At 69.5% G+C, this 16642-nt stretch carries 10 protein-coding genes; 4 read left to right on the top strand and 6 right to left on the bottom strand.

The genetic code is table 11. The features are described 5' to 3' along the window. Positions 1-263: 263 nt before the first annotated feature. The 5 genes from ACFXNW_RS28260 to ACFXNW_RS28240 form a co-directional block, all read right to left on the bottom strand. Positions 264-1610 carry a S1 family peptidase gene (locus ACFXNW_RS28260; protein ID WP_379420831.1) on the bottom strand — a complete coding sequence of 449 codons (1347 nt, stop codon included), beginning with the start codon at positions 1608-1610 and terminating at the stop codon, positions 264-266. A gap of 168 nt (positions 1611-1778) precedes the next feature. Continuing rightward, complete coding sequence (locus ACFXNW_RS28255) at positions 1779-2972, bottom strand: hypothetical protein (protein ID WP_379420830.1); 1194 nt, start codon at positions 2970-2972, stop codon at positions 1779-1781. A gap of 2 nt (positions 2973-2974) precedes the next feature. Then, positions 2975-4444 (bottom strand): LuxR C-terminal-related transcriptional regulator, encoded by a 1470-nt coding sequence (locus ACFXNW_RS28250; RefSeq protein WP_379420829.1) that lies wholly within the window; start codon positions 4442-4444, stop codon positions 2975-2977. A gap of 132 nt (positions 4445-4576) precedes the next feature. Next, positions 4577-7063 (bottom strand): LuxR C-terminal-related transcriptional regulator, encoded by a 2487-nt coding sequence (locus ACFXNW_RS28245; protein ID WP_379420828.1) that lies wholly within the window; start codon positions 7061-7063, stop codon positions 4577-4579. Beyond that, positions 7056-8867, bottom strand: coding sequence for an Hsp70 family protein (locus ACFXNW_RS28240; protein WP_379420827.1), 1812 nt, complete (start codon positions 8865-8867; stop codon positions 7056-7058). The genes ACFXNW_RS28245 and ACFXNW_RS28240 overlap by 8 nt, the downstream gene beginning before the upstream one ends. A gap of 295 nt (positions 8868-9162) precedes the next feature. Here ACFXNW_RS28240 and ACFXNW_RS28235 point away from each other — a divergent pair, with 295 nt between their 5' ends. From ACFXNW_RS28235 to ACFXNW_RS28225, 3 genes are read left to right on the top strand one after another with little or no spacing between them, the layout of a single operon-like run. Beyond that, complete coding sequence (locus ACFXNW_RS28235) at positions 9163-10662, top strand: IniB N-terminal domain-containing protein (RefSeq protein WP_379420826.1); 1500 nt, start codon at positions 9163-9165, stop codon at positions 10660-10662. A gap of 35 nt (positions 10663-10697) precedes the next feature. After that, complete coding sequence (locus tag ACFXNW_RS28230; RefSeq protein WP_379420825.1) at positions 10698-12536, top strand: dynamin family protein; 1839 nt, start codon at positions 10698-10700, stop codon at positions 12534-12536. Beyond that, positions 12533-14047 carry a dynamin family protein gene (locus ACFXNW_RS28225; RefSeq protein ID WP_379420824.1) on the top strand — a complete coding sequence of 505 codons (1515 nt, stop codon included), beginning with the start codon at positions 12533-12535 and terminating at the stop codon, positions 14045-14047. The genes ACFXNW_RS28230 and ACFXNW_RS28225 overlap by 4 nt, the downstream gene beginning before the upstream one ends. A gap of 109 nt (positions 14048-14156) precedes the next feature. Here the strand turns inward: ACFXNW_RS28225 and ACFXNW_RS28220 are convergent, their stop codons facing one another. Beyond that, positions 14157-14633: a MarR family winged helix-turn-helix transcriptional regulator gene (locus ACFXNW_RS28220; RefSeq protein WP_379420823.1), complete on the bottom strand. Its 477-nt coding sequence runs from the start codon at positions 14631-14633 to the stop codon at positions 14157-14159. A 91-nt stretch (positions 14634-14724) separates the two neighbouring features. Here ACFXNW_RS28220 and ACFXNW_RS28215 point away from each other — a divergent pair, with 91 nt between their 5' ends. Next, positions 14725-16335: a DHA2 family efflux MFS transporter permease subunit gene (locus ACFXNW_RS28215; RefSeq protein ID WP_379420822.1), complete on the top strand. Its 1611-nt coding sequence runs from the start codon at positions 14725-14727 to the stop codon at positions 16333-16335. Positions 16336-16642 lie beyond the last annotated feature (307 nt).

Below are 16642 nucleotides of genomic sequence, written 5' to 3'. Positions count from 1 at the left end.
GTCGCCCGCCCCCGCGGCCCCTCGCGCCCCCCCCCCCCCTGTTCCCAGCCGGCTTGCGCAGCGGCAGCGGAGACGCGAGACGGGCCGCGAACTCGGATGCTCGGTCTCGCTTCGCTCGAAATGTGGAGTGAACCGGCTGTTGTTTCTCCGTGCCCAGGTACTCGGCGGCGGCGACCGACACACGCGAGCCGGGCTGCTCGGGCGCTGGTTCTACAGCGCTCGAGCAGCCCGGCTCGGTCGGATTGCGACTGGTCCCAGAGGTGTCAGCCCGCGTTCGGGCGGGTCCGGACCGTGATCCCGCTGCCGAGTCCACCGCCGGCGGAGGCGTCGATATCGGTGAGGATCGGGCGGATCGGGATGCCGAGGGTCGCGGTGCCGCCGTATTGAGCCAGGGCGATATTGGCTTCGTCGCAGCTGGGCGCTTCGGCGGCATTCGAGCCGCTGGTGATGCCGAGGGCGAGGGTGCCGGAGACGATCGCGCCGCCGCTGTCGCCGCCGAGGGTGCAGGCGGTGCTGGCGAAACCGCGCACGGTCTTGGACTCACCGTCGGCGGTGAACAGCTGGGTCTCCACCCGGTCGGCCACCACGAAACCACAGGTGAACGTGGACGACTGGCCGGACTTGCAGACCGGAGCGCCGATCACGGGGTCGGCGATGCCGGTGATGGTCAGGGTGGTGCCGTTGGCGCCACGCACCGACGGCTGGTCCATGCCCGCCCGCACGGCGCGGTCGTTCAGCTTGATCACCGAGTAGTCCAAGCCGCTCTGGCCGCCCAGGTTGGCGCGTACGAATTTGCCCAGCTCAGGGCTGGCCGGAATGTCGCGGACGTTGGGCAGGTAGACGCCCGCGGTCTGGTCGCTCTTGCCCAGATTCGGATCGCAATGCCCGGCACTGATATTGAGCGCGTTGCCCGCCGCGTCGACGCTGTTGAAGCCGAACGAGCACACATCGACGCCGCGCAGCGCGGTGTCTTTGAGCGAGCCCGGCGCGCTGATGTAGGTGTCGCCGCCCATCGGATGGCGCTCGACCGGCCCGCCGCCGTTGGGCGAGAGGATGACCTTGATATTGGCGATCAACGTCGGCAGGTTCAGCACGTGACCGACCGGGGTGTTGGCCACGCTGAGCACGAGCTGGCTGTTGAGGAAGTCGATGGCCACCGAGTTGATCGCGCTCGACAGCTCGTTCGGCAGACCGCTGATCCACTGGTTCAGCTGGGTCAGCGAGGTTTCCAGATTGTCCGCCGATACCGGGGCGAGGCGGGTCTGGTAGCCGTCGGCAGCGGCGATCTTGGCGGCGTCGGGGGAGGTCACGGCGACGATCGGCTTACCGTCGGTACCGATCCAGGCACCCGCGAACGCGTCGGGGCGTTCGGCGCGGAACTCGCGCGCATAGCTGCTCAGCTCCTGCGCCCGCGCCGAACGGTCCAGGTATTCGGTCGGGGTCATCTTCAGATCGCGCGAGACGGCCTGGACCAGCTCGGCCGGTAGGTCTCCGGGTTTCAGCTGCGGGGCCTCGGCCACGGCGGGGCTGGTGCCGATCATGGGGGCGAGGAGAACGGTCGAGGCGATGGCAGCCTTGACCGCGGCGCGACGCGCCACCGACTTACGCATGAAGTCCCTTCGTCGGCACAGATGTGCCGGGTAATCCGTGGCCACGGGCAGAATCCGTTGGCGCACAGCCTACGTGGAGCAATGAACCGGATGTCCGCGGGATACCGCTGTGACCGGTCAGCGGATCACTTTATGCCACACATCACATCGGTGGCTACTTGTGTCTGATTATCGGCGGGCACCGGGGATCTCCAGCGCGGGTGGCAGCGGCAGTTGGGGCATGGGCCGGAACGGACCCGTGTTCGTCGGCGGCCTGCTCGGGCTGGTCGGCGGGGTGGTGCCGGTGCTGGTCGGCGGTTCCTGCGTGGTCGAGGGCGGCTCCGTCGGCGGCGGTGCGCTCGGTTCCGGTTCGGGCTCCGGTTCGGCGGTTGGTGCCGCCGGGACGGGCGGCTCCTCGGCGACCGGCGGCGCCACGGTGGACGGCGGCGCCACCGGCAAGGGACCCGCAGGCGGTGCGGGCGGGGTGGGGCTGACCGTCACCTGCTCGGACTTGGCATCACGCATCGGTGGGATGGGTGTGGTGTCGTCCTCACGGAAGAGCACCGCGACGCCGATGCCGCCGAGGATCAGACCGAACAACGCCGCCACGGCGATCAGCACGGGGGTGCGGCTGCGGTTCGCGGGTTCCGCTGGTTTCGCGGCGGCCTCGGTGGTGGACGTGGGTTCCGGGGCGACGGCCGCCATCTCGGTCGCCATCTCGGTGGCGGGCGGCTCGGCGATCGGGATCGCCGCCGAATAGGCCTGGGCGTGCGGTAGCGGCGCCGGGACCGCAGGGATGATGTCGGTGTCGAGGGTCGAGTTCTCGGCGGTCGCGGGGTCTGGCGGTGCGTTGCCCGCCGGGGTCGCCAGTACCGCGGTCAACGCTGTGGCGGCCGCACCGTAGGCGAAGACACGGCCTGCTGTCTCGGCGTGCGCATCGGCGGGTAGTTCGCTCGCCTCTGGCAGTTCGGCCTCGCTGACCAGGGCCACCGATCGCAGACCGAGGTAGTCCAGTGCATCGCGCAGCGACGTGACCTGCTGCTGCGGCCAGTCGCCCGGATGGGTGGCGTAGAACTCGGCGGCGCCGTTGAGATGGTCGGCGGTCAGGTTGATCAGGCAGAACAACGCGGTGGCGACGAGGTCTTCGGCGCGGTAGGCGGGCCCGTCGTCGACCGAGATCCCGGCCGGGTCGCCGACGGCTTCGGCGAATCCGGTGATGGTGTGGGTGTGCCCGGCCGGCGCGGTACCGCCGAGTTCGGCGTCGCCCTCATCGGACATGTGCAGGATCGGCTCGCGGACGATGTACTCCGGCTCGCCGTCGTTGGTCACGATCGCCGCGATGCACTCGTCGGCGGCGATACGCAGGCCCACCCCAGTGGCCATCCTCATGTCCTCGCTTCGGCGTCCTGCTCGATCCGGATCGGTCCGCGCGGGGGCCACACCAGTAGCGGACCGTGTCCCATTGCGCTGAGCATCGACAATAACTCTGTTCGGGACCCGGCACCGATTCGGCGCCGGATCCGGGAGACATGGTGCTCGACGGTTTTGGCGGAGATATAGAGCCGCGACCCGATTTCGCGGTAGGTGAGGCCGAGCAGCAGCAGGTCCGCGACCTGCTGTTCACGCTCGGTCAGCGAGGTCAGTGGCTCGAAGGCCGGCTGGAGCACGGGCCGGGCAGGGTCAGGGGTGGTGGCCTCATGTGTGTGGTGGACGGCCAGGGCGCCGTGCTCGGCGGCCGCGGTGAGGAAATCGGCCAGTCGCGGATCGCGCACGCCGGATTCGGCGAACAGCACCGCGGTGTCGGCGCGCAGCAGGCCCGCGTCCAGCCTGGTGGTGAGCAACCGCCGCTGTACCGTGACGAATCGTTGCGCGCCGAGCTGTTCGCGCAGCGGTGCGACGGCGGCCGCGAGCAACAGGTCCGCATCGGTCACCAGCGCACTCGCCCTGGCTCGGTCGACCAGATCCTGCGCCGAGGCGAAGTCGATATCGAAGACCTCGGCCAGTTCACTGGCGTCCAGTCCGGCGCCCGCACTCGCGACAACCAGGGTGTCCAGCAGCTCCGGCGCGAGATCGGCCAGCACGGTGCGGGCCCATCCGGCGGCGGCGATGTCCACCGCGGCGACCGCGGCGTCCCGGCGAGCCGAGCAGGCCGCGCGCAGTCCCGCGACGACACCCGCGCGGATTCCGCCGGTGCGCAGGTGGATGTATTCGGCGAGCGGCCGCGGCACCAGCAGGCCGAGTTCACGCGCGAACGACATCAGCTCGGGCACACCGAGTGCACGTAGCTCGATCGCCCGGCCGTGCCGGACCAGCGCTTCGGTGAGAGTGCGCAGGTCGCGGTCGTGTGGACGCGGTTGCGCGGCGACGACGACAGTATGGCGCCGGTTGCCGACCACTGCGCACAGTGTCTGCATGTCGTCGGCGGTCAGCCGGTGGGCGTCATCGATGAGCAGGGCGCGGCGTCCGGCCGTTTCCGGCCCGCTGTCGGCGAGCAGTCGTTTCGGAAGCGTGCTCAGATCGTCGAACACCTTGATGTTGCCGGAGACCAGCAGGTCCCGGACGGCGCCGAGCAGGGCGGATTTGCCGGTGCCCGCGCGACCGCGGACGAGGAAGGCCGATGGTTGCGCGTCTATGCGGCTCAGCTCACGGAACATCGTCTGAGCCAACGGCATGGATTCGAACCGGAGATCGGGCGCGTGCACTGCCTCGCCGCGGCGCTGCGTCGATCTGGATCGCGTCGAGAGTTCCCGCGGGTGCGCCGTGGTGGTGCGCCCGGTCCTGCTGCCTGGTGTTTCGGTCGCTGGTGAACCGTTGTGCTGCGGTTGTGGCGTGTACTTCTCGATCTCGGCTGTCATCTGAACCCCCGTTCGAGACTATGCGCAGGTGAGGTCACAGTTCGAGTGCTTTGTTGTTTTCGTCGTCCTCCCATTGACTGTGTCGGGAACCACAGGCCCGCTGTTAACGGTTCCGCGGCGGGTGGCGGCGATTCAGACCAGAAGCGAGCCGTACCCCATGGCCCGCAGCATCGCGAGCAGTTCCGAACGTGAACCTGCGCCGATCCGCCGCCGGATCCGGGCGACGTGGTGTTCCACCGTCTTGGCGGAGATGTAGAGCCGGGCGCCGATCTCCCGATAGGTCAGCCCGAGCAGCACCAATTCGGCGACCTCGCGCTCACGGTCGGTGAGCATCTCGTCGGTGCTCGCGTCGGGCACGGGGACGCGGCGCCCGGGTGCGGCCGGGTTGACCGACGATGGGCGGGCGTCGGCGCGGACGGCGCGGGCCAGCTTCAACAGCGACGTCGCCGTGGCCGAATCCGTGGCGGCCAGCGCCGCCTCACCAGCGAGCCGGGCCGCATCCCAGCTCAGGCCGATCGCGCCCAGTTCGGCCACCGCCGACTCCACCCGGACGCCGCGCACCTGACCGCGCAGCACCAGCACCCAGGTGCGGCCCGCGTCGGCCAATGCTGCCGCGTGCCGATCGCCGGCTTCGGCGGCGGCCTTGAGTGCATGGGCATGTGGCAGCAGTTCGTCAGGGCGTTCGCGGGCGATGGCGGCCTGCACGCCGTACCAGTGGAACAGGTTGGACCACGCCGGCGGGTGGTCGAGTCGATCCAGGAGTGCGCGGGCCCCGTCGACCAGCGCGGTCGTGCGGCGCTCGTCGTCGAGGCGGATGCTCGCCAGCCACAACTCGCCGATCGGGAGCAGGGTCAGTAGATCGGCCTCCACCTCGTCGAGTAGCGGTTGGGCCGCCTGCCATGCGTGGGCAAGCGCGGCCTGGTCGCCGCCACGACGAGCCAGACCGACGGCGGTGGCGTGGGCGAGGATGGCATCGCGCGTGTCGAGGGCATCCCAGTCGACACCGGCGAGGGTGGTTGCCGCGCCCGTCTCGTCACCGCCCGCCAGCGCCGCCCATGCCGCGAGTACGGGCGACTGAGGGCCGGCACCGGTTGCTCGGTGCAGCGTCTGCACGGCGCGGGCGGGGTCACCGGTGCTCAGGCACAGCAGGGTCGCGGCGGCGAGGGGGGTGCACGGCGCGAAGCGCGTGGCGTCGCTGTGGGTGGCGCGGACGAGGGTGGAGATCGCGTTCGCGGTCTCGCCCTCGCCTCCCTCCAGGGTGCGGCCGAGGGCGTCGGATAACAGGCGGATCGGCGTGTTCGATTCGGTCGGCGCCCATCGGGAGGCGTATGCGGTCATCGACGACGCGGCGGCGGCGTCACCGGCGAGATACAGGACCGCAGCGCCCTCCGCCCACTCGGTTCCGGCCCGGTCCGGGCCGAGCCACGCATAAAGCCGCGCCGCGCGTTCGGTCAAGCCGCGGCGGGTCAGGACGCAGGCGCAGATCCGGACGGCGGCAGCGAGATTCGCGGCAGGTACGTCGTCACGGGCGAGCAGGGGTTCGGCCAGGCGTAGGGCAGTGTCGTAGTCGCCTGCGAGTGCCGCGGCCTCCGCCCAGCGGACGGCGATGGCGTCCCGATCAGCTCCGGCCCGCGCGGCGGCGGCGTAGTATCGGACCGCGTTGTTGCCGCTGTTTCCGGCGGCGGTGCAGAGGAATTCGGCCAGACGCGGATCGCGCAGGCCGGACTCGGCGAGCAGCATCGCGGTGTGGTCGCGCAGCAGCCCGGCATTCAAACGAGCGGTGAGCAGATCCCGCTGAATCGTCAGGAACCGGCGCTCGCCGAGCAGTGTGCGCAGCGGCCCTACGGCCGGGGCGAGCAGCAGATCGGCATCGGTGATCAAGGCGGTGGCCCTGGCTCGGTCGATCAACTCGCGGGCCTTCGCCGGAGCGACGCCGAGTACCTCGGTGAGTTCGCCCGCGTCCAAACCACTTCCGGTGGTGGCGACGGCCAGGGTGTCGAGCAGGGCGGGATCGATATCGGCCAGTACCGTCCGGGCCCAGGCGTCGACGGCGGCGTCGACGGCGGCGATGCTCGCGTCGAGGCGGGCATTGCATGCGGCGGCCAGCGCCGCGACCACGCCGCCGCGGATGCCGTCGGTCTGCTTGTGGATATGCGCGGCCACCGCACGCGGCACCGACATACTCAGTTCACGGGCGAACGGCGCTATCTCCGCGATACCGAGCGGACGTAGTTCCGCGACTCGGCCGCGGCGCAGCGCCGCGTCGAACAAGGCACGCAATTCGGGATCGTGATGGCGGGGACGGCCGGCGGCGACGACGGTGTTGCTGCCGGATTCTATTGCGGCACGCAGTTTTTCCAGCTCATCGTGGCCGAGCGCGTCGAGGTTGTCGATCACCAGCGCCGCGTCTGCCTGCTCCCCGTTGCGCCGTGCCGTGCTGTACACCGTGACTCCCCGTTCGCGCAGCCGCGCCCGCACCGCCGCGAGCAAGGTGGACTTTCCGGTGCCCGAGCGTCCACGAATCAAGTGGATGACCGTCTCATCGGAATCCAGTTCCCGGAACAGGTCTCGTGCGCAGGGCAGAGTGTCGAATGCCACTGCGGGCGCCGATTCAGCCACCGGAACCGCCGAGGATCTCGCCCGGTGCGCGCAGCACAGTGCCCACCGCGCCACCGACCGTGCCGACGGTGTCGCCGAGCGTGTCGGTCAGGCCGTCGGTCGGCAGGTTCGGTGACTGTGCGGGCGGCTGCTGTGGCGCCGGAGGGGGCGACTGCGGTGCGGGTGGTGGTGATTGGGGTGCGGGCGGCGGGGATTGCGGGGCAGGCGATGGGGGTGCGGGCTGCGGTGCCTGGCCGTTGTTCGGGGCCGGTGCGGGCGAAGCGCCCTGAACGGCCGGAGTGGGCGTGGTGTGATCGCCTGGTCGCGCAGTGGCTCCGGGCTGGGAATTCAACACGGTGATCGCGCCGGGCGCGGTGGGATCGGATTGCCTCGCACCATCTTTCGGGAGCGGGGCGCTGGGATCGGCGATCGTGCCGGCGGGGGCGCCGCCCGGCGTGATCGACCCTCCGGCCGTGTCAGCGGTGCCTGCGGTGGTAGAGGTCGTGTGCTCGGGGGCTGCGGGATGTTCGGTTCGGGTTCCGGCGCCGGTACTGACCGCGACGGTGCCGGTGGCCAGCAGGCCGATGGCGGCCGCCGCGGCGGCGATGACGGCGACCCGCCGCCTGCGGTTGCGGGCCGCGCCGGGGCGGTGGGCGGCAGTCGGGAGTGGGAGCGGAGCCGCCGGCCGGCCGGTGCGCGTGGGCTCCGTTTCGGGCGGTCCGGCGAGGGTGAGCGAGGTGATCGGCGTGGTGTCGGCTGCGTCCGGTAGGTCCGAAGCGAGCGCGGACGCACCGAGAGCACTGGTGTGCGCGGGCTCGGGAGCCGAGACGACGGGTAGGCCGAATTCGGTGGAGATCAGCTCGGTGAGCAGCGGAATCGAGCCGCCGCCGCCGGTGAGCAGGACCCGGCTGATGTCACCGATATCGATGCCCGCGCGATGCACCGCGTCACTGATCGAGGCGAGCGAGCCGCGCAACGGGTCGCGGAGTAGGTCTTCGACGTCGTCGCGCACCAGCCGTATCGTGCTGCCCTGCGGCTCATCGGGGTTCGATCGCATGGTCACCACGGTCGCGGTACGAGTGGAAAGCTCTTCTTTCGCAATTCGGCAGCGTTCACGCAGCGCGGCCAATTCGCGCTCGACAATAGGGTCGAATGGGTCTGCGTCAATTCCGTCCGGGGCGTTTGCCAGCACATAACGCATGGTCAGCAGATCGAATTCGGAACCGGAGATTTCGGTGGTGTGCACCGGGGTTCCGAGCAGCTCGATTCGTTCGCCGGTGCGCACCAGTGAGACGGTGAGGCCGGTGGCGCCCAGATCGTAGACGAGCACGGCACCGTCGTCGGGGGTTGGCCGACTTGTGGCGCGCGACCAGCGCACGGCCGCAACGGGTTCGGGGATCAGGGTGACCTCAGGCAAGGCCACGTCGTCGAGGGCGCTGCGCAGCATTGCCACGGTGTGCGGCGACCAGTGCGCCGGATGACAGGCGACCACGGTGGCGTCGCTGTCCGCTGCCTCCTCGGCGAGACGAGCGATAGCAGTCGCGACCAGGGACGATGCCGAATGAGACGTGCCGTCGTCGGCGAGCATGGCCACCGGGTCGCCGACGCGGGCCAGAAATCCTTCGATCCGTGCGCCGGGGGCATGCCTGCCGCCTGCCGCGGCCTCGGCCCCGAAGATCGCCTGCTCGCCGGCGCTGATCCGCAGCACCGTCGGATGGGTCAGAACCAACTCGCTGTCGATACCCGGTTCGCCGTCCCGGGTTGCCACGACGGCAACCGAATTCGCGGACCCGACAGTGATGCCGAGCGCCAGACGCTGTGTCATTTGCGAAGATCCCCATTCGAGAACTGAGTGCCGCTATCGATACCGAGATTGTTTGGTTCGGAAACGAATCGGATCGCCGCGCCGACTCAACCCACATGTCGGTTGCTGGGTGTCCGCTGTTACCGGTTGGGGGCGATACGGGGAAATTCCCCTAATGGGTCGAATGCCCCTAGTGGGTGTTCGGGCGTGAATGGGGGGCTTTGCCCCGTTCCGAAGTAACGACACCGATCCCTAGCGTGAAATGCATTCCAACGACCGCGGATCTCCGTCCGCCGAGCCCAGGAGACGATTCTCGATGACACCCAATGCGATTCTCGAGTTCATCCTCGACCTGTTGCGCGACCCGGAAGCTGCGGCAGGCTACTGCCTCAACCCCTGCCAGGCCCTCACCTCGGCCGGGTTGCCGGATGTGACGCCGGAGGACATCACCGCCGTCGCCCCCATGGTCGCGGAATCCGCCATGATCAGCGGAGGCTCCCAGTTATCGGCCATCGTCGCCGCCGGAGCCCAGGCCGCCGCAGGCGCTGCCATCGGCGCGGCAGGGGCAGTGGGCGCGGGTGCCGCCGCGGACGCCGGGCTGGACCTCGGCGCCGACCTAGGGCTCGACCTCGGCGGATCCGCCGGCGCGGGGCTCGACCTGGATCTGGGTGGCGGACTGAACACCGGCATCGACCTGGGCGCAGTCGTCGGCGGTGTGATCGACTCCGGCGTCGAACTCGGTGGTGACCTGTCTGCCGGGATCGGCGGCGCCGTCGACACCGGCCTGGACGTGGGCGGAGATCTTTCGGCCGGGATCGGTGGTGCGGTCGGCGCCGGGCTCGATCTCGGCGGCGATGTGGCAGCCGATCTGGGCGCGACGATGGCCGCCGGGCTGGGGACTGTCGTCGGGGCAGGAGCCGATATCGGGGGTGGGGTGAGTACCGGGTTGGACGGTGTTGTGGATGGCGGTGGACAAGTCGGCACCGGCCTCGAGCTGGGGCTCGGCGGGTTGTTCGGTGGGAACAGCGACCTGTCCGCCGGTGTGGATGGGGCTGTGGAGGCTGTTGGGGAATTCGAGAGTGAGTTCGGCTCCAGCGCCGGCGCGGTGCTCGGCGGTGATGTGACCGCGGGCGGCGGGCTGGGCGCGGGGTTGTCGTCGAGTATCGGTGCTGTCGTCGATGGCGGGGCCGAGGCGGGAGGCGGGCTCGGTGCTGGTGCCGCTGACGTCGGCGCAGGTGTCGGCGGCGTGCTCGGCGGTGGGTTGGCTGCGGGGACGGATGTTGTCGGTGGACACCTGGGGACAGATATGGAGTCCGGGTTGTCGGGCAGTGTGGATTCGGTTGTGGGGGCGAGCGGTGAGTTGGGGACGGGGCTGGAGACCGGGCTCGGTGGAGCGGCGGGCACCGGGTTGGAGTTCGGCGGTGATTTGGGCGGTGGCGTCGATGCTGCAGCCGGAGCCGGAGCCGACGTGGGCGGAGTGGTCGGGGCGGCTACAACAGGGACGGTGGGAGCTGCCGGATCGGGATCCCTCGGTGCGGGTGGCGCTGGCTCCCTCGACGCCGGCGCATCGGGTGCCACAGACGCAGGCACATCGGCGGTCGACACCAGCGCGAATGGCACGGCCGACCTCGGGACGTCGGCGACATCCACGATCGACTCGACCGCGAATACCTGGTCGACAGTGGACGTTTCGAGCGCCTTCGGGTCCGGGCTCGACGGCGTAATCAGCGGAGCGGGCGGGACCGGGTTGTTCGCCGAGACCGGCATCGAAGGGACCTCGAACGCCACAGTCGACGCCGACGACGCCCTGCTCTGACGACTGCGGTCCAGCCTGGAAGGAGAACGACCCCGATGGTTGCACCCGCCACCACCACACCGCCTGCGGCGTCGCTGCTTTCGGTGCTCGGCGAGACCATTGCCGCCGCTCGTGCCGCGGATCGTGGTGATCTGGTCGGCCGCCTGGAGACGGCAGCCGGCCGGGTCCGCGATCCGCGACGCCGCATCGTGGTCGCCGGGCAGCGCGACCAGGGCAAGAGCCGGTTCGTCAACGCATTGCTGAACAGCGACCTCTGCCCGGTCGGCGACGATGCCACCACCACGGTGCCGACGGTGCTCGCACATGGCTCGACAACCGATGCTCACCTGGTATTCGCGGGCCCGGACCCCTCCCGCGAGGAGCGAGTGCACGTCGACGACATCGGCGCCGCCACCCGTGCCCCGGTGGTCGCGGACCGCCGAGCGACCCGCCTCGAGATCACCGCCCCGAACCAGCTGCTCGCCGACGGCATCGTCCTCGTCGATACCCCGGGCATCGGTCAGGGAAACAACAGCACCGCAATCATTCTCGGCATGGCGCCCGCATCCGACGCCGTGCTGGTGCTGTCCGACGCGTCCACCGAACTCACCGAGCCCGAGCTGACGTTCCTGCGCCAAGTCCGCCGGCTCTGCCCGGCGGTGGCCCTGGTACTCACCAAGACCGATCTCTATCCGCACTGGCGTCAGGTAGCCGAGGCCGACCGCGCCCACCTCGACCGCGCACGGCTGGAGGTGCCGATCATCGCCGTCTCCTCGGTCCTGCGCTCCCATGCCCTGCGTTTGCAGGACAAACAGCTGGGCGCCGAATCGGGTTTCGGTGTGCTCTATCAGTTCCTGCGTGAACAGGTCGTGGCCCGCGATCAGCGCGCGACCAGGATCGCGGTGTCGCGCGATATCCATTCGGCCGCCGAACATCTGGCGCTTGCGCTGGGCAGCGAGCTCGTCGCCTTGCGGGATCCGAAGCTCGGCGCGGCCGCGGTCACGGAGTTGCAGGCGGCGAAGTCGGCTGCCGAGGATCTGCACCGGCGCACCGCGTCGTGGCAGCAGACGCTGGCCGACGGCATCACCGATCTCGCAGGCGACGTCGACCACGATCTGCGCGACCGCCTGCGGTCTGTCGCCCGCGAGGCCGAAGAGTGGATCGATGGCCACGATCCTGGCCGGCATTGGGCACGGATCGAGGAATGGCTCACCGGCACCGTCGATTCGGCGCTCGGTGACAATCTGCTGTGGACCGGTGCCCGCGCCGAATGGCTGAGTGAGCGGGTGGCCGAGCATTTCACCGAGCTCGGCGCGGTCGACCTGCCTGACGTGCGGCCCGGCGAGAGCGATGATCAATCACGTTCGGCAGCAGTCACTCTCGCCGATCTGGAACCGGATATCGGCATGGGCAGCAAGCTGCTCGTCGGTATGCGCGGCTCCTACGGCGGGGTGCTCATGGTCGGGCTGGCCAGTACTTTCGCAGGACTTGCCCTGCTCAACCCGATTTCCCTCGGCGCTGGAGTGCTGGTGGGTGGCAAGGCGTTCCGTGATGATCAACAGGCCAGGCTCGCCAAGCGGCGCAACGAAGCCAAGGTCGCGGTGCGCCGCTACGTCGATGATGTGGCGTTCCAGGCGGGCAAGGAATCCAAGGACCGCCTGCACCGCATCCACCGCGCACTGCGTGACCACTACACCGGGGTCGCGCGACGCAGCCTGCGGTCCATCGACGATTCGCTCAGGGCTGCACAGGAGGCGGCGAATATGGAATCGACTCGGCGCACCGAACGGTGCGCGGTGCTGGAACGTCAGCTGCGGGTGGTGGCCGAACTACGCAACCACGCCGACGCGATGCGGCCATCTGCGGTGACCACGGCCGGGACGGTGACCGCGTGAGAACCGAGGCCGAGACGGAGCCGGGGGTCGTGGGTGAGGCACGCCGACTGGTGGCGGCCGCACGACGGGAATTGGCGGGTGAGGTGCGGGCGCGCGAACTGCTCGCCGACTGTGCGCGCCGGCTCGATCAACCGCTGCGGGTCGCGCTGGCCGGCTCGTTGAAGGCGGGCAAGTCGACACTGCTGAATTCGCTGGTGGGGCAGCAGATCGCGCCGACCGACGCGACCGAGTGCACCAGGGTCGTCACCTGGTATCGAAACGGATCGACGCCTACGGTCACCGCACGCGCCGCCGACGGTCGCGCGGCCAATGTGGTGGTGCGGCGTGGCGGTGGGGCGCATGGCCTGAGCTTCGATCTCGACGGCCTGAATTGGGGGACTCCGGGCACGCGCGAGGTGGACCATCTGGAAGTGGAGTGGCCGGCCACGGCCCTGGCCGCCACCACGATCATCGATACCCCTGGCACTTCCTCGCTCTCCCGGGAGGTGTCGGCGCGGACTGCGCGGCTGCTGACCCCGGACGATGCGAAAGTCCCCGGCGCCGATGCCGTCGTCTACCTGTTGCGCAGACTCGACGACGCCGATGTCCGTTTCCTCGAGCAGGTGGGGACGGCGGGAAATGGTGCGGGCCCTCTCGGGGTGATCGGCGTGGTGTCCCGCGCCGATGAGATCGGCGCCGGCCGCATCGACGCCCTGCATTCGGCGCGTGAGGTCGCGGCCCGGTTCGCTGGGGAGCTGGAGCGAACCGGACTGTGCCAGGCGGTGATTCCGGTGGCTGGGCTGCTGGCATTCGCCGCCGCGACGCTGCGGCAGCAGGAGTTCGCCGCCTTCCAGGCGTTGGCCGGGGTTCCCGTCGGGGAGTTGTCGGTCGCGTTGTTGTCCGCCGACCGGTTCGCCCGCCCCGATCTGCCGCTGCCGGTTGAACCAGGCATGCGGGCCCAGCTCGCCGACCGATTCGGCTTGTTCGGTATTCGGCTGGCGATCACCCTGGTGCGGCTCGGCGCCCGCGATTCCGCCGCACTCGCCGCCGAACTCACCGAACGCAGTGGTGTGAACGAATTACGTTCGGTGCTCGACGTGCAGTTCGGCCAGCGCGCAGACCAGCTCAAGGCCCATTCGGCCCTCAGCGCCCTCGACCGGGTGCTCACCGCACATCCCGGCACCGCCGCCGACCTGCTGCTTCCCCATATCCGAACCCTGCTCGCCGATAACCACGGTTTCGCCGAGTTACGTCTGCTCGGCCGGTTACGCACCGATGAGCCCGGCCTGCCCGCTGCCGAGCTGGCCGAACTCATCCGGCTCATCGGTGGCTCGGGCGTCGCCGCGCCCCTACGCCTCGGCCTCCCAGCGGACGCCGCGTCCGCGACTCAGTGCGCCGAAGCGATCGCCGCTGCCCGGAAGTGGCGCTCCCGAGCCAACCACCCGCTCGCCGACCAGTTCACCGCAGCCGCCTGTCTTACCGCCGCCCGCAGTGCGGAGGGGGTACTCGCCCAGCTCACGCCGCTGGACTGATCGTCACCTCCACGTGCACTCCCGCCGCCCCGACCATGTTGACCAGAGCGTCGAGGCTGAACAGCTTCGTCAGCCATCAGCATTCTCCGTTCTCGAGCTGAGTCACAGCTCAATCCGATTGTCCGAGCTGCTCGTCCATGCTGTCCCGCAGCGCGCCGAGCAGTTCCTCGAAGCTGCGCAGCAGCTCCGGCGGGTAGGCGTCGAGCACGGCGTCCTGGCGCGCGTTGACCGGGCCGAAGAATTCGTCGGCCAGGCGTTTGGCCTCCGCGCTCGCGCGCAATGTCACCACCCGGCGATCGTCGAGTTCGCGTGAGCGGTGCACGTATCCGGCGCGTTCGAGCCGGTTGAGCAGTGCTGTCATCGCCCCGGACGACAGTGGAATCCGTGTGGTCAACAACGCCGGCGACAACGGTTGTCCGGCTTCGTCCGCCGCAGCGATTTCGAGCAGGGCGAACGCGTCGGTGGAGTGCACGCCGAGCGCGACGGCGAAGCGCCGGCCCAGCTCGGTGAAGCTCGCGCCGTAGGCCATGAGTTCCCCGGTCAGGCGTTGTCGTTGCGCTGCTGTGCCGGTCGTCCGGTCCGCCATAGTGTGCCTCCGTTCGCGCGCTGTTCTGGATTGACAACCTACCGACCCACAATTTACCTTCACCATAAAGTAACTTCATGATGGAGGTAAATTGAACACATCGACCGAGGCGCCGACGAGGCGTGCGTGGTTGGGGTTGATCGCGGTATCGCTCGGTGTCGCGCTGATCGTGGTGGATCTGACGATCGTGAACGTGATCGTCGCCCCGATCATCGGCGATCTGGGGATCAGTTCGATCCAGGCGCAATGGGTCCAGGAGTCCTACGCGATCGTGTTCGCCGCGCTGCTGCTGCTCACCGGGCGGCTGTCGGACCTCTACGGCGCGCGGAAGCTGTTCCTGATCGGGCTCGCCGTCTTCGGGCTGACGAGCCTGCTTGCGGCACTCGCACCGAACGGCGGGCTGCTGATCATCGCTCGATTCGTGCAGGGCGTCGGCGGGGCGATGATCCTGCCTGCCTCGCTGGCCCTGATCAACGCCGCGTTCACCGGCGAGGCGCGCGGGCGGGCGTTCGCGGTCTGGGGCTCGACCATCGGCGCGGCCGCCGCGGTCGGGCCGCTGCTCGGCGGTTGGCTGGCCGACTTCTCCTGGCGATGGGCGTTCGGCATCAATATCCCGGCGGTGGTGCTGATCGCCATGGGAGTGCTGCGTTATCTGCCTGCCTCGCCGACGGTGCGCGGACGAGTCGACGTCGTCGGTGCGTTGCTATCGATCTGCGGTCTCGCACTGTTGTCGTTCGGCCTGATCGAAGGCCGGGCACACGGCTGGCTGCTCACCACCGAGCCGCTGAATCTCGCCGGCATCGAATGGAGCGGTGGTCCGTCGCCGGTGCTCGTCGCGTTCGCGCTGTCGGCGGTTGCGCTGTCGGGTTTCTGGCTGCGGCAATCTCGGCTCGGCCGCATCGGTGCCGAACCGCTCATGGATGTGCGGCTTTTCGGGATCGGCTCGTTCCGTAAGGGAAACGCGGTGACGTTGCTTGTCGGCCTCGGTGAGTTCGGCATCATTGCCGTGCTGCCGTTGTGGATGCAGTTCACGCTGGACTACAGCGCACTGCAGGCGGGGCTGGCATTGGTGCCGCTCGCGGTGGGCAGTTTCTGTGCCAGCGGTGCCAGCTTCTCGTTGACCGCGTCGGTGTCGGCGCTCGGGCAGGTGCGCATCGGACTCGCGCTGGAAGTCGCAGGCTTGGTCTTGCTCGGGCTCTTCGCCGCGGCCGACAGTGCGTGGTGGACGATCGCGATCGCGCTGTTCGTGTACGGCATCGGCGTCGGCTTCGCGACCGCTCAGGTCACCAACATCGCGCTCGCCGATGTCCCGGGGCCGAGCGCGGGCCAGGGCTCGGGTATCCAAAGCGCCGCACGTGAACTGGGTTCGGCGTTCGGTATCGCGGTGCTCACCACGCTGTTCTTCAGTTCCCTCGGTGCGGGCGTGCGTGATCGCCTCACCGACGCTGGTCTGCCGGACCAGGCGGTCGAGCAGTTCGGCACCGCGGTCACCGATAGTGCAGGTTCGGTCGTCCCCGCCCTCGCCGCCGATCCATCGACCGAGCCGATCGCCGTCGCCGCCCGCGAGGCCATGTCGGCGGCCGTCGAACTGTCGAGCTACCTCTGCGCCGCCCTCCTCGGTGCAGCCTTGCTCGCGACCCTGCTCATGAGACCGACTCCGGTGCCGGCGACCGAGCCCGACGCGGAGCTCAGCAGGCCTTAGATCGCGGCTGGGCGAGCTGGGCGAACGCGGTGCGCCCAGCTCGCGCCGCCGGTCACCTTCTCGGCGTCCCCTCGCGGGGTCTCGAACACGTCGGCCAAGGTGTGGGCCGCCCTGAGGTAGCGGGCGGGTCACGATGTGGCCGGGGTGCTGGCTCGCCGGGGTCGGCGGCGGAAGAATGGCCGCGGGGTGGGCTCCGGGCGACGGGTTCGGAGGTTTTCTTCCCCCGGGAATAGATCCTGGGGACCGCTGGTTGAGCTGATCGAACGATGTTGAGTGTGCTCGACTCAAGTTTGACTTGACTCCCGGC

The organism is Nocardia sp. NPDC059180 (genome assembly GCF_042754945.1).
Taxonomy (GTDB): Bacteria; Actinomycetota; Actinomycetes; order Mycobacteriales; family Mycobacteriaceae; genus Nocardia.
Note: the sequence above shows the minus strand (reverse complement) of the source record. Positions and strands in the feature narration are given on the sequence as shown.

Bases quoted from the DNA above. Each gene is read 5' to 3' on its own strand.
- ACFXNW_RS28255 (WP_379420830.1), bottom strand. From the start codon at position 2,972: ATGGCCACTGGGGTGGGCCTGCGTATCGCCGCCGACGAGTGCATCGCG.
- ACFXNW_RS28240 (WP_379420827.1), bottom strand. From the start codon at position 8,867: ATGACACAGCGTCTGGCGCTCGGCATCACTGTCGGGTCCGCGAATTCG.
- ACFXNW_RS28235 (WP_379420826.1), top strand. From the start codon at position 9,163: ATGACACCCAATGCGATTCTCGAGTTCATCCTCGACCTGTTGCGCGAC.
- ACFXNW_RS28250 (WP_379420829.1), bottom strand. From the start codon at position 4,444: ATGACAGCCGAGATCGAGAAGTACACGCCACAACCGCAGCACAACGGT.
- ACFXNW_RS28230 (WP_379420825.1), top strand. From the start codon at position 10,698: ATGGTTGCACCCGCCACCACCACACCGCCTGCGGCGTCGCTGCTTTCG.
- ACFXNW_RS28220 (WP_379420823.1), bottom strand. From the start codon at position 14,633: ATGGCGGACCGGACGACCGGCACAGCAGCGCAACGACAACGCCTGACC.
- ACFXNW_RS28260 (WP_379420831.1), bottom strand. From the start codon at position 1,610: ATGCGTAAGTCGGTGGCGCGTCGCGCCGCGGTCAAGGCTGCCATCGCC.